Origin of the sequence: Rubritepida flocculans DSM 14296 (assembly GCF_000425365.1) — a bacterium.
Classification (GTDB): Bacteria; Pseudomonadota; Alphaproteobacteria; order Acetobacterales; family Acetobacteraceae; genus Roseococcus; species Roseococcus flocculans.
The window spans coordinates 1-12,433 of sequence record NZ_AUDH01000046.1 but is presented as its reverse complement, the minus strand read 5'-3'; the positions used below and the strand labels follow the sequence as shown (position 1 = coordinate 12,433).

The window sequence follows — 12,433 nt, the reverse complement described above, 5'->3', positions numbered from 1 at the left end:
CAACAGACGAATCCGGTGGGTTTCGCCGCTATCCGATCCGCCATCAGAACAGCACCAACTGCTCGGGCACACCCTTTCGCCCGCGCTCGCGTTGCCGGCCGCGGAACACCACCATCGTCTCGAACTGCCTGTCCGTCACCATCAGCACATGCACCTTGCCCTCGGCCGGCACTTCGCGCGCGATGCGGCGGATGCGCGCCTCCGCCTGCTCCTTCCCGGCGGCCCAGCGCAGATAGACGCTGAACTGGCTCATCTCCCAGCCTTCATCCAGAAGCCATTGGCGGAACCTCGTCGCCGCCCGGCGCTGGGCCTTCGTCATCACCGGCAGGTCGAACATCACGATCATCCACATGATGCGATAGCCGCTCAGCGTCGTCATCGGCGCGGCTCCCTGGTTCGAGCAGCGGGAAGTCCAGCGCCGGCACGCCGGAGAGGTAGCTCTCCGCCAGGCTCTGCGCCGATCTGAGGATGGCGGTGGCCAGCGGGCTGCGGCCCGCAGCCGTCGGCGTGTCGCGCCACAGCACGCCCACCAGGCGCCGCTTCGCGGCCACGCTCACCTCCTGCTCGCCCTCGGCCAGCAGGGCGCGCACCGTCTCGTCCACGAAGGGACGAAAGGGCTCCATCAGATCGTCGGCCAGCGGCATCGGGTTCTGCGGGTTGCGGTGGAACACCCCCAGGCCGGGGTGCAGCCCCGCCGCGCAGATCGCCCGCGCCACGGCGGCCCGCAGCACGGCATAGCCGTAGTTGAGCAGCGCATTCGCGCCCGCCGCGCCGACATCGCGCCGGAACCCCTCGCCCATCATCAAGGGCCAGTAGCGGCGGGCGGCCTGGGCTTCGAGATTGTCGGGATCGCCCGGCTTCACCTCGCGCGCCAGCCGCGCGAAGGCCCCGGCCGGCGCGCCGGCGCGGGCCAGCGCCCAGCCCTGCGCGCGGATCTTCTGCGCCACGATCCGCTGCCACAGCCGCTTCTCCATCCCGCGCGTGCGCGCGATCTGGGCCGCCATGCGGGCCGAGGCGGCATGATGCCCCGCCAGCGGCCAGAGAAGCGCCACCGGGGCGTGGTTGGCCCCGGGCACGAGGAAGGGCACGCCGCGCTCCGCCAGCGCCGCCAGCAGCGCGACCGAGACCTCGGTTCCCGGCGCGGTGACCAGCACGGCCGTCAGGTCGTCGAGCGGGACGCGGCCGGCCTCCTCGCGCCCCGCCCCGACGACCAGGAAGCCGCGCCGCTTGGAGAGGCGGCGGCCCTCCTCGGCGATCTCCAAGACGCGGCCGAGCGGGCTCACCACTCGATGGGCCCCGGGTCGCGCACGCGGCCCGCGGGGTCCACGTGCACCTTGCGGGCCCCTTCCTCGGCGAAGCGGCTCCGGCTGGCGTTGACGTATTTGAACGGGTCGTTCCTGTCCGCGTCGCGCGCCTTCAGGTTCCCCGCCTCATGCAGCGGGGCCAGAACCACCTGGCCGCCGGAGAACTTCACCACCCGCAGAAGCCGCCGGGCCTCGCCCAGGCCGAAGGCCACCACATCGTCCTTGTGCAGCCGCAGAAGCAGCCGCGCCGCGGGGTGCGGGCGGCGGTCCGGCAGGGGGCGGCCCAGCCGCGCCGCCTCGGCGTCGCGCGCCGCCTCCAGCAACGGGACCACCAGCGTCACCACCTTGCCCGGCGCGCCCCTCTCGCGCGGCGGCAGGCGCCAGAACTCCACGCGGTGGTTCGCGTCGAGCTTCACCCGCTTGTAGGGGCGCCCGGTGCGGCGGTCGGCGATGGCCGCCGTGTTGTCGAGCCTTTCGCGCACCCGCACGCGGCGCACCAGCCCGCCCTTCACGTCATGGGCGAGCGCGCCGAGCGCGGCCGCCTGGGCGGGCTTGCCCTCCGCGGCCGCGAGCGCCTGCACCACCCGCTCCGCCAGGGCGGGATGGCCCAGCGCGGCCCGCACCTCCTTCGCCGTCCAGCCGGCCAGGGACTGGATGGGCACGCGATGCGCCACATTGGGCTCCCTGGGGCCGGCCCCGGGGATTTCGCCATAGGCCGTCTCGTTGTGCAGCTTCCCGGATGGCGCCGTGTCCGGCTTGAAGGAGACGACGAGGCGCGCGAGGCGGCTTCGCGCCTCCTCCAGGAAGCCGGGCCAGGGCGGGGGCAGATCGTCCAGCAGGCGGCCGAGCTCCGCCCCGCGGCCCGCCGCCGTCTGCAGCCGCTGCAGCATCGCGCGGTCCATCAGCCCGACCGCCAGCGCGTCGATCGCGTGGTGGCGGTGATCGTCGCGCTCCTTGCGCGCGCCGCCTTTGCCGAGCAGCGCGGCGCTGTTCAGCCCCAGCGCATGGCGCAGCAGCGCCGTCAGCCGCCCGGGCACGACGCGCACGCGGTTGGGATCGCAGATCGCCCGCAGGTAGAGATGGGCGAGCCGCGCGAGATAGGCGCTGTCCGTCAGGTGGCGGTCGAGAAAGCCCTCATGCGCGCCCTTCCAGCGCTCCAGCGCGTCGGGGGCGAAGCGCCAAGCCTTGCGGGCGGGCAGCAGGGCCGCGCGCTCCAGGATGGCCGGCCATTCGGGCGTGCCGCCGAAGGCCTGGAAGGGCGTCTGGTTGGTCTTCCGGCGGTTGGCGCCCCTCATGCACAGCACGCGGTTGGCGAAACCGTCGTCCAGCGTGAGCGAGAAGGGCAGGATGTGGTCCTCCTCCACCTCGCCCGAGAACAGCCGCGCGAGGCCGATGCGCTCGCCCGTGTAGGGGCAGAGGCGCTCCCGCGCGTCGCCGTCCTTCGACTGTTCGTGCCAGAGGCGCATCAGGGCGAGGTTGCGGCCGTTCACGCGCTGGCCGAGCTGTTCGAGCTGCCGCGCCCACACTTCGCGGCGGCGCGCGTTCTCGGCCTGCTCCTTCTCGATCTGCCGGCGCTGGAAGGCGGAGTGGTTCAGCTCCCGCAGCACTTCCACCACGATCTCCCGCGGCGGGCCGTGGCGGTCCAGGATGGCGTTGACGACGTGCCGGAGCTGGTTGAGCGCCACATGCACCGTCGGGTTGGGCGCGCGGCCGAAATGCCGCTCCTCTTCCTCGGGCGGCCGGCTCGGGTCCCCCGTGCCCAGGCGCTCACGCAGCACCGCGCCGTAATAGGGCAGCCGGTCGAGGATCACGCCCGTGCGGTCGTCGGAGTGATGGGCGTAGCCCGCCGCCTGCAACGCCTTGTCGTAGGTCATCCCCTCCTGCCAGGCGGCGAGGATCGCGCGCATGGCCTTGGCCGAGAGTGCGGCGTGGCCTTCGGGCAGGGCGATGCGCTCGGCCTGTTCGGCGGCGGCGCGGGGCAGGCCCAGTTCGATCAGCGCGGCGATGGCCGCCTCCGGCGTCTCGGCCCGCAGCAGCGCAAGGACCAGCGCGTCGCGCCGGGCCGCGTCGAGCCCGGGCCAGAGGGCGGCGAGCGGCCCCTTCTTCCCCACCAGCCGCTGCGCCGTTTCGGCCCCTTTCAGCTTCTCCCGCGCCTGGGATTCCAGATTGAAGCTCTCGCCGCCCGAGAGGCCGAGGCGCTTGCGGATCTGATGCCAGGAGAGATCCTCGCCGCGTTCCAGCGCGGCGGCCAGCAGGGCGCGCTGCTCGGGCGTGAGGGGCTGATCGGGTTCGCCGATGCGGCGGATGGCGAGGTTGGCCAGCTCCTGCCGGATGCGGAAGGCCTGAGCCGTCGGCAGGGCCTTGGGCGCGCGCTCCTCATCGGGTTCGAGCCAGCAGCGGCCCGGCGTCACCGGCTTGAGAGGCCGCTGGTGGAAGAGAATCCCGGCGATCTCATCCCGCGCCTCGGGCGTCAGCGCGGGATTCCAGCCGGCCTGCGCCGCCCAGATCGCGTCGAACTCGGCGCGGACCAGATCCCGCGTGGGGTAGAAGGGATACTCGGCCTTGGCGCCGACGCCGGTCAGTCGCGCGCGGACCCATTCGCCCGCGTCGCGGCGCTCGGCCAGCCAGGCGCCCAGGGTGGGCGCGCCCGAGCGCGCCATCTCGCGCTTGAGGGCTTCGGCGCCGGCGGCGATCTTGCCCTGTTCCGCGTCGTTCGCGCGGTCGGTCCTGCGGTTGCTGCGAAAGCCACGGCGCTGGTTGAGGTGGAAGATCGCCCGGCCCAGTTCCTCCGGGGCGAGGGGGCGGTGCAGCGCGGCGGCCCTCAGGGCATAGGGGTCGCATCGCGCCAGGGCCGCACGCGCCGTCGCGTCCGCGGGCATCAGCCCGCGCCGGACCAGCGCGTTGAGCAGCGCCGTGCGGCGTTGCAGGTATCGGTCCCGCCGGCGTCGCATGCCGCGCGCCAGGCGTCGCGCCGCCGCCAGCGAGGCGAGGGTCTTCGGGTCTCTTCCGTCGGGGAAGATCCGCACCCCCATGTCGCGCAGGCCGCAGGGCGCGCCCGCCGGGTCCAGTTCGAGAAGGCACCAGCCGAGCGAGTTGGCGCCGAGGTCCAGGGCGAGTCTGTATGTCATGGCACGCAAAGCTTGACGCGTGCCGACTCGCGGTTTCAATCTCTTCTGCGGAAGCCCGTCGTTCCGATGCTGACCGATGGGGGAATGGGGGCCTTCCGTTAACAAGCGCCGCAAGGCGCACCGGATGGGCGGCGGGCTCCGGCCCGCCGTTCTTTTTCGCCCGCCGTTCCTTTTCCGGCCACGCCGTCACACAGCGTCACGAAAGCTGACCGTCCGGGGGGCTTGATCCCGCCGCCCCCCTGGCCGATGCCCCCGCCATGACGACCACGACCAGGCCCATCGCCCTTTTCGACATCCAGGCCCAGCAATCCCGCATCCGCGCGGAGCTCGACCGGCGCATCGCCGCGGTGCTCGATTCCGGCCGCTTCATCAACGGCCCCGAGGTGGCGGAGCTCGAGGAGAAGCTCGCCGCCTTCGCCGGCGTGGCGCATGCGGTGGGCGTCTCCTCCGGCACGGACGCGCTGCAGATCGCCATGATGGCCGAGGGCATCGGCCCCGGCGATGCGGTGTTCCTGCCCGCCTTCACCTACACCGCCACCGCCGAGGTGCCGCTCGTCCTCGGCGCCACGCCGATCTTCGTGGATGTGGAGGCGGAGACCTTCAACATGGACCTCGCCGACCTCGCCCGGCGCGTGGCGCAGGTGGCGGCCGAGGGGCGGCTCAAGCCCCGCGCCGTGGTGGGGGTGGACCTGTTCGGCCTGCCGGCCGACTGGCCCGCCATCCGCGGCCTCTGCGCCCGGTACGGCATGTTCGCGCTGGACGACGCCGCCCAGGCCTTCGGCGCGCGGCTGCACGGCAGCCGGCTCGGCGGCCATGCGGAGGCGACGGCGCTCAGCTTCTATCCCACCAAGACGCTCGGCTGCTACGGCGATGGCGGCGCGCTGCTGACCAACAGCGCCGAGCGCGCGGCGCTCTACCGCTCGCTGCGCACCCATGGCGAGGGCGGCAGCCGCTACGAGGTGCTGCGCACCGGCATGAACGGAAGGCTGGACACGCTCCAGGCCGCCATCCTGCTGTGCAAGCTGCCGCTCTTCGAGGAGGAGCTCTCCGCACGCGCCCGCGTCGCCGGCTGGTATGCCGAGCGCCTCTCGGGCCAGGTGGCGCTGCAGGCCCAGCCGGCGGGGGCGGAATCCGCCTGGGGCCTCTACACCATCCGCTGCGCCGATGCGGCCGAGCGCGCGCGGGTGCAGGAGGGGCTGAAGGCGCAGGGCATCCCCTTCGGCGTCTATTACCCGAAGCCGCTGCACCAGCAGCCCGCCTACGCCGCGGCGCACGCGGCCGGCTACGCGGATGCGCCCCCGCCGCTGCCGGTCAGCGAGGCGCTGTGCCACCAGGTCCTCTCGCTGCCCATGCACCCCTACCTCACGGAGGGCGAGGTGGAGCGCGTCTGCCGCGCGGTGATCGGAGCATTGTAGCGCAACGGGCGGAAGGCGCGGCCGCCCCGGGCATGGCAGTCTCGCCCCATGCCCGATGACGCGCCCCTCCCCCTCGACGCGCAGCGCTGGCAGGCCGTGCTGGCGCGCGACGCCGCCCCCGCCTGCGGGCCCTTCCTCTATGCGGTGACGACGCAGGGCGTGTTCTGCCGCCCCGGCTGCCCGGCGCGGCCGCCCTTGCGCCGCAACACGCGCTTCTTCGCCGATGCGCCGGCCGCCGAGGCCGCGGGCTTCCGCCCCTGCCTCCGCTGCGACCCCACGGGCGCGCGCGCCGCGCTGCACCGGGAGGCGGTGGCGGCCGCCGCGGCCATGATGGAGGCGAGCGAGGGAATCCCGAGCCTCGCCGCCCTCGCCGCGCGCGCCGGCTATGCGCGCCACCACTTCCTGCGCCTGTTCCGCGAGGTGACGGGCGTCACCCCCCGCGCCTATGCCGAGGCGCTGCGGGCGCGGCGTCTGGCGGCGGCGCTGGCCCGCGGCGCGCGGGTCGCCGATGCGGCGCTGGAGGCCGGCTTCGGCGGCGAGGCGCGCGCCCATGCCGCCGGGCTGGGCATGACGCCGGGCGCGCTGCGGCGCGGCGCGAAGGGCGAGAGGATCGGCCTCGCGCGCGGGGACAGCGCCCTGGGCCCGCTGCTGGTCGGGGCCACCGCGAAGGGGGTCTGCTTCATCGGCTTCGGCGCGCCCTTTCCCGCGCTGGAGGCGGCGCTGCGCGCCCGCTTCCCGCAGGCAGCGCTGGAGGAGGACGCGGCCCTGGCCGGGACGGTGGCGCGGCTGGCCGCGCATCTGGCCGAGCCTCGCGGCGCGCTCGACCTTCCGCTCGACATCCGCGGCACCGCCTTCGAGCGGCGGGTGTGGGAGGCGCTGCGCCGGATTCCGCCCGGCGAGACCCGCGCCTATTCCGCCCTGGCCGCCGGGATCGGCGCGCCCGCCGCCACCCGCGCCGTGGCCCGCGCCTGCGCGCGCAACCCGCTCGCGCCGCTGCTGCCCTGCCACCGCGCGCTGGGCAAGGACGGGGCGCTGCGGGGCTATCGCTGGGGGATCGGGAACAAGCGCCGGCTGCTGGAGGCGGAAGGAACGCTGGGCCCCGACGAGGGGGGCGGGGGCTAGGCCCCCACCCAGCGCTCGGCGGGCAGGGAGAGGAAGGCGCGCGCCCCCACCCCCTCGGCGGCCTCCACCACCAGCTCGCCCCCATGGGCGCGCAGCAGCGCGCGGGCGAGCACGAGCCCGATGCCGAGCCCGCGCGAGCGCAGCGCCCCCCCGTCATGCGCGGCCGGCGAGAGATCCTCCGCGGCGAGGCCAAGCCCCTCATCCTCCACCACCAGGGCGAGGGAATCCCGCGCGCGCTCCAGCTTCAGGTCGATCGCGTCGCCCTCGCCGGTGGCGCGCACGGCGCGCGTGAGCACCTGCAGCAGCGCGGCGCGCAGCGCGCGACGGTCGGCGCGCAGGGTCACGGCCTCCAGCGCCGGCTCGATGCGCCAGAGGCGCTGGCCGGGGCCGAGCCGCTGGGCCGTCAGCGCCACCGCCTCGCGCAGCAGGGGCGCGAGAGGGAAGCGCTCCTCCTTCAGGCTGGGTGCGGCCTCGCGCTGGCCGCCGGCCTCGGCCGCCTGGTCGGAGAGGGAGAGGAGGTGGCGCGCCTCCGCCTCGAAGGCACGGCCCTGCTCGCCCCCCAGCACCTGGGCGCGGCCGAGCAGGGAGAGCGAGGCGGACTGGACCTCCTGCGCCAGCAGGGCCAGGGCGCGGCCCCGCTCCTCGGCGAGGCGCTGCGCGGTGTGCGCCTCGGCCGCGCGCCCGGCCAGACGCGCGCGCGCGGCAATGGCCGCCCCGCCCAGACCGAAGGCAAACAGCGCCAGAATCAGGTCGGAGAGATCGAGCGCCATGGGCGGACCATGGCTGGGAGTGATGAACGGGAGGCTAACGCGCCCCCCGCCGGATCAGGCCGCCTTCTTGGCCTGGGCGCGCGCGATGCGGCGCTTCAGCACGATGGCCTCGGGCGGCAGGCGCCGGTCGGGCGTGCCGAGGAGGAAGGCGTCCAGCCCGCCATTGTGCTCGATGGTGCGGATGCCGTTCACCGTCAGGCGAAGCTGCACGGAGGTGCCCAGCGTCTCGGACCAGAAGGACTGCTGCTGCAGGTTGGGCAGGAAGCGCCGCCGCGTCTTGTTGTTCGCGTGGCTCACGTTGTTGCCGGTGAGGACGGCCTTGCCGGTGATGGTGCAGCGGCGCGACATGGTGGTGATCCCGAACGAAAAGCGCGCGCGGCGGGCCGCGCGCGGAGGCATGCGAGGCCGGCTGTTTGCGTCAGCGCCCCGCGCGAGTCAAGCGCGGGCTCAGCGCGGCAGGGTCGGCAGTTCGCGCAGCTCGCCCGATTCCACGCTGTTCAGCGCCTGGCGCAGCACCGCGGCGATGGAGCGGTCGTCCATGCTGCGCGCGAGCAGCCCCAGCGCCCCGCCCAGCAGCGCCGAGGCCGCGGAGATGGGCGCGATGCCCTGCTCCATCATGTACTCGATGGCCTTGTCCACCACCGAGCCGGCGTGGCTGAGATCCTCGGGCGGCTGCTGATCCATGGCGACTGTTTCCCGGCACTCGACTGCGCGCGAGATGGGGCAGCCGCGCGCCCGGGGGAAGGGGGTGAAGGTTACCCCTTCGTCATGCGCGCATTTCGCCCTCGACCCGTGCGCTCCGGCCACGGCCGAAGCGGGCCTCCTCCTCGGCGCGGGCCGCCGCCTCGGCCGCCGCCACCGCCTCGGACTGGCGGCGCCACATCTCGGCGTAGAGGCCGCCGCGCGCGATCAGTTCCGCATGGGTGCCGCGCTCGGCCACCCGCCCCTCGTCGAGAACCAGGATTTCGTCCGCCTCCACCACGGTCGAGAGGCGGTGGGCGATGACGAGCGTGGTGCGCCCGCGCGCCACCCCGCGCAGCGCGGCCTGGATCTCCTGCTCGGTGCGGGTGTCGAGCGCGCTGGTCGCCTCGTCCAGGATGAGGATGCGCGGGTTCTTGAGGATGGTGCGCGCGATGGCCACCCGCTGCTTCTCGCCGCCCGAGAGCTTCAGGCCGCGCTCGCCCACCCGGGTGCGATAGCCCTCGGGCAGCTTCATCACGAACTCGTGCACCTGCGCGAGCTTCGCGGCCTCCTCGATCTCCTCCTGCGTCGCGCCCGGGCGGCCATAGGCGATGTTGTAGGCGATCGTGTCGTTGAACAGCACCGTGTCCTGCGGCACCACGCCGATGGCGCGGCGCAGGCTGTCCTGCGTCACGGCGCGCACGTCCTCGCCGTCCACCCGCACCGTGCCGCCCGTCGCGTCGTAGAAGCGGAACAACAGGCGCGAGATGGTGGACTTCCCCGCCCCCGTGGGCCCGACGATGGCGAGCATCCGCCCCGGCGGCACGGTGAAGCTCACCCCTTTGAGGATCTCGCGGTCGGGGCGGTAGTGGAAGCGCACCTCCTCGAAGGCCACCTCGCCCGGACCGGGCGGCAGCTCCTTGGCATCCGGGGCGTCGCGCACCTCGGCCGGCACGTCGAGCAGGCGGAACATCTGCTCCATGTCCGTCAGCCCCTGCCGGATTTCGCGGTAGGCGAAGCCGAGCACGTTGAGCGGCAGGTAGAGCTGGATGAGGTAGGTGTTCACCATCACGAAATCGCCCACCGTCATCGTCCCGGCCGCGATGCCGCCGCCGGCCAGCAGCATCACCACCGTCAGCCCCGCCGCCATGATCGTCGCCTGGCCGGCGTTGAGCATGTTCAGCGTGGTCTCGCTCCTGGTGTAGGCGCGCTCGTAGCGCGCGAGGCTCTCGTCGTAGCGGCGGGCCTCGTGGCGCTCGTTGTTGAAGTACTTCACCGTCTCGTAGTTGAGCAGGCTGTCCACCGCCTTGGTGTTCGCCTCCTCGTCCATCGCGTTCATCGCGCGGCGGAAGCGCAGCCGCCAGTTGGTGAACAGCAGCGTGAAGGCGACATAGGCGGCGATGGTGAGCAGCACCGTCAGCGCGAAGGAGGCGGCGAACATCCACCACAGGATCGCCGCCACCAGCAGGATTTCGACGATGGTGGGGATGATGTTGAACAGCAGGAAGTTCAGCGCGATGGCGATGCCGCGCGTGCCGCGCTCGATCACCCGCGAGAGGCCGCCCGTGGCGCGGTCCAGGTGGAAGCGCATGGACAGCCCGTGCAGATGCGCGAACACCCTGAGCGCCACCCGGCGCGAGGCGCGCGCCTGGACCTTGGCGAAGACGGCGCTGCGCAGCTCCGCGAAGGCGGAGCTCATCACCCGCAGCAGCCCGTAGCCGATGACGAGCGCCACGGGGATGGCGAGCATCGCCCCCACCCCCTCGCGCGGCGCCAGCGCGTCCACCGCCCGGGCGTAGGCGATGGGCACCAGCACGTTCGCCGCCTTGGCCAGCACCAGGAAGACCACGGCCAGCACCACGCGCAGCCGCATCTCCGCCTCGCCGCGCGGCCAGAGATAGGGAAGGATGGAGAGCAGGGCGTGGCGGTGGCTGGCGGCGGGCGGCTGGCTCATGCCCCCCACATGGCCCGGAAGCCGCGTTTTGGAAAAGGGGCGCGCGCCCTTACATGGCCGCCATGCCCCTCTCGCTCCTGCGCCACATCGCGGCCTGCAACAACACGCCCTCGCTCGATCATCTCCTCCCCTTCCGCCTGGGCGGGGCGGAGGCGGGCCGCGTCGCGCCCGGGCTGGCCGAGGCGCTGGCCGGCCGGGTGGAGGGGTTCCGCCTCGGCCGCGAGGGGCTGGAGATGGCCGAGGCCCTCGATTCCCCCGAATCGCGCAGCGCCGCCCTGGCCGAGGCGGGCCGCGCCCTGGCCGCCGAGGGCTGGCTGCGCGTCCGCGGCGAGATGTTCGACATCCGCGCCGCCGCCGAGGGCCCGGTGCTCGGCCGGCTCGACCGCGGGGCCATCCCGGCCTTCGGCGTCATCGGCCATGGGGTTCACCTCAACGGCCTGGTGCGCCGGCGGGACGGGCTGCATGTCTGGGTGGGCGTGCGCTCCCGCAGCAAGGCCGTGGCGCCGGGGCAGCTCGACAACCTGGTGGGCGGCGGCGTCTCGGCGGGCCTCACCCCCGAGGCGACGCTGCTGAAGGAGGCCGAGGAGGAGGCGAGCATCCCCCCCGCGCTGGCCGCCCGGGCGCGGCGGGTGGGCCGCGTCTCCTATGTGCTGACCCTGCCCGAGGGGCTGCGGCGCGACGTGCTGCACCTCTTCGACCTGGAGCTGCCCGAGGATTTCACCCCCGCCCCGCATGACGACGAGGTGGAGCGCTTCGAGCTCTGGCCCGCCCGCCGGCTGCTGGAATGCGTGCGCGAGACGGAGGCGGTGAAGTTCAACGTGAACCTGGTGCTGATCGACCTGTTCCTGCGCGAGGGGCTGATCCCCCCCGACAGCGCCGAGGGCCGGGCGCTGCGCGCCGGGCTCGATCAGGGGGTGGGCGCGCCTCCTGACGGCGGACGCTATTTCTGATCCCCGAGACCGCTGGTATCGCTCCGTTTTTTGGGGACGCCGCTGCGCGCCAATCGGCATACGCGAGGCGCTTGGCCTGACCGCCAGCTGTATTATGTTGAAATCGTTTCTCGCACGAGAAAATAAGTGATGGCGTCAATATATATCAAATCTGTAGATTATTTGAAAATTCTATCGAATCCTGGCACTCTCTATTTACATTCTGATTACAACGAACGAAGTATCTGCGCTGAGAATTCCAGCGGAAACAATAGATCGTATAAGACGTTGATCCACAGCCAGAAAAGTAAGCCTCTTGGCCTCTAAAAAGCAAAAAGACAAGAAATATAAAGATGTACAAAGCTTGAGATGCAGATTGGCTCCGGACGCTAGCGGATATTTGCATCGTGATGGATGTATAAATATTATGCTGTCAATTTACGCTCACGAGCCTTCATAGAGGCCAGCCGAGCCTTCATAGAGGCCAGCTTGCGGCGCCGGATCCACCCGCCATCTTGTCGATTTCGCAAAGATGAAGCTAACGTCACATTCAATATATGTCGGAGAGGACCCGTTCGGCAGCATTTCGAGCCACCCCTGCGTCGCGCAAAGAACTTCCAGAAATCCACAAAATTTACTTTACACCCAGCCTAGCCCCTAAGAAGAACTGGAATAACTCGTTGAATATTGAGAAAAGAGGCTAAAGAACTTTCTGATAAAGTAGATAATTGGTGGCCAAGAGACCTTCTGTTGTTCAACATGTCTTGGAGCATAGTTATATACATTCTTATATAGTATTCATCATTCTGTAGAATATGACCCAAACGATGATCAAGATGATGAAACTGTCGATCTCTCTCATCGATAAGTCGATATAGTGACACGATTGTAAGTAATCTGCTACTTCTCAAAAGCACGTCATGAACAATCCTGCTTATTGTATAGCACCGATCACTATTTTGCCTTCGTGCGGCAAGATCAATGCAAATCCTACTCAATTCGTCACTATAATTTCTAAGTAAAGAAACTTCTTCTGCTAAAGAAGAGTGAGGATCTCTAGACCATTTTCACATCATCCGTGGATAACCTGAGTGGGCGAAGTAGTTTGCGCACTCTTTCGGTGTGAAGGC

Annotated in this window: 10 protein-coding genes; 3 read left to right on the top strand and 7 right to left on the bottom strand. The window is 71.2% G+C overall.

What is annotated here, in order from left to right; genetic code table 11:
• Positions 1 to 43: 43 nt before the first annotated feature.
• From cas2 to cas9, 3 genes are read right to left on the bottom strand one after another with little or no spacing between them, the layout of a single operon-like run.
• Positions 44 to 319, bottom strand: coding sequence for a CRISPR-associated endonuclease Cas2 (cas2, locus tag H596_RS0118075; protein ID WP_245584072.1), 276 nt, complete (start codon positions 317 to 319; stop codon positions 44 to 46).
• Positions 264 to 1,283 (bottom strand): type II CRISPR-associated endonuclease Cas1, encoded by a 1,020-nt coding sequence (gene cas1, locus H596_RS22370; protein WP_245584071.1) that lies wholly within the window; start codon positions 1,281 to 1,283, stop codon positions 264 to 266. The genes cas2 and cas1 overlap by 56 nt, the downstream gene beginning before the upstream one ends.
• Positions 1,280 to 4,432, bottom strand: coding sequence for a type II CRISPR RNA-guided endonuclease Cas9 (cas9, locus tag H596_RS22365; protein ID WP_051213384.1), 3,153 nt, complete (start codon positions 4,430 to 4,432; stop codon positions 1,280 to 1,282). Before cas9 ends, cas1 begins: the two co-directional genes overlap by 4 nt.
• 257 nt (positions 4,433 to 4,689) lie before the next feature.
• On the opposite strand from cas9, the gene H596_RS0118060 reads away from it, so the two are divergent.
• Both H596_RS0118060 and H596_RS0118055 read left to right on the top strand, forming a co-directional pair.
• Positions 4,690 to 5,847 carry a DegT/DnrJ/EryC1/StrS family aminotransferase gene (locus H596_RS0118060; RefSeq protein ID WP_027286063.1) on the top strand — a complete coding sequence of 386 codons (1,158 nt, stop codon included), beginning with the start codon at positions 4,690 to 4,692 and terminating at the stop codon, positions 5,845 to 5,847.
• A gap of 48 nt (positions 5,848 to 5,895) precedes the next feature.
• On the top strand, positions 5,896 to 6,969 hold the full coding sequence (locus H596_RS0118055; protein ID WP_027286062.1) for a methylated-DNA--[protein]-cysteine S-methyltransferase: 1,074 nt from the start codon (positions 5,896 to 5,898) through the stop codon (positions 6,967 to 6,969).
• On the opposite strand, the gene H596_RS0118050 is transcribed toward H596_RS0118055, so the two are convergent.
• The 4 genes from H596_RS0118050 to H596_RS22360 all read right to left on the bottom strand — a co-directional run bounded on the left by H596_RS0118050 (position 6,966) and on the right by H596_RS22360 (position 10,374).
• Positions 6,966 to 7,739 (bottom strand): sensor histidine kinase, encoded by a 774-nt coding sequence (locus H596_RS0118050; RefSeq protein ID WP_027286061.1) that lies wholly within the window; start codon positions 7,737 to 7,739, stop codon positions 6,966 to 6,968. The genes H596_RS0118055 and H596_RS0118050 overlap by 4 nt on opposite strands.
• A 54-nt stretch (positions 7,740 to 7,793) precedes the next feature.
• A complete protein-coding gene (gene rpmB, locus H596_RS0118045) occupies positions 7,794 to 8,087 on the bottom strand; it encodes a 50S ribosomal protein L28 (RefSeq protein WP_027286060.1) in 294 nt (97 codons plus the stop codon).
• A 99-nt stretch (positions 8,088 to 8,186) separates the two neighbouring features.
• A complete protein-coding gene (locus H596_RS0118040; RefSeq protein ID WP_027286059.1) occupies positions 8,187 to 8,423 on the bottom strand; it encodes a hypothetical protein in 237 nt (78 codons plus the stop codon).
• A gap of 82 nt (positions 8,424 to 8,505) precedes the next feature.
• Positions 8,506 to 10,374, bottom strand: coding sequence for an ABCB family ABC transporter ATP-binding protein/permease (locus tag H596_RS22360; RefSeq protein ID WP_156910184.1), 1,869 nt, complete (start codon positions 10,372 to 10,374; stop codon positions 8,506 to 8,508).
• Between the two features lie 62 nt (positions 10,375 to 10,436).
• Between H596_RS22360 and H596_RS22355 the strand changes: the two genes are divergently transcribed.
• Positions 10,437 to 11,324: an NUDIX hydrolase gene (locus tag H596_RS22355; RefSeq protein ID WP_245584070.1), complete on the top strand. Its 888-nt coding sequence runs from the start codon at positions 10,437 to 10,439 to the stop codon at positions 11,322 to 11,324.
• Positions 11,325 to 12,433: the final 1,109 nt, after the last annotated feature.

Coding starts and splice junctions, on each gene's coding strand:
- cas2 (WP_245584072.1), bottom strand. CDS start 319: ATGACGAAGGCCCAGCGCCGGGCGGCGACGAGGTTCCGCCAATGGCTT.
- cas9 (WP_051213384.1), bottom strand. CDS start 4,432: ATGACATACAGACTCGCCCTGGACCTCGGCGCCAACTCGCTCGGCTGG.
- H596_RS0118060 (WP_027286063.1), top strand. CDS start 4,690: ATGACGACCACGACCAGGCCCATCGCCCTTTTCGACATCCAGGCCCAG.
- H596_RS0118055 (WP_027286062.1), top strand. CDS start 5,896: ATGCCCGATGACGCGCCCCTCCCCCTCGACGCGCAGCGCTGGCAGGCC.
- H596_RS0118050 (WP_027286061.1), bottom strand. CDS start 7,739: ATGGCGCTCGATCTCTCCGACCTGATTCTGGCGCTGTTTGCCTTCGGT.
- rpmB (WP_027286060.1), bottom strand. CDS start 8,087: ATGTCGCGCCGCTGCACCATCACCGGCAAGGCCGTCCTCACCGGCAAC.
- H596_RS0118040 (WP_027286059.1), bottom strand. CDS start 8,423: ATGGATCAGCAGCCGCCCGAGGATCTCAGCCACGCCGGCTCGGTGGTG.
- H596_RS22360 (WP_156910184.1), bottom strand. CDS start 10,374: ATGAGCCAGCCGCCCGCCGCCAGCCACCGCCACGCCCTGCTCTCCATC.
- H596_RS22355 (WP_245584070.1), top strand. CDS start 10,437: ATGCCCCTCTCGCTCCTGCGCCACATCGCGGCCTGCAACAACACGCCC.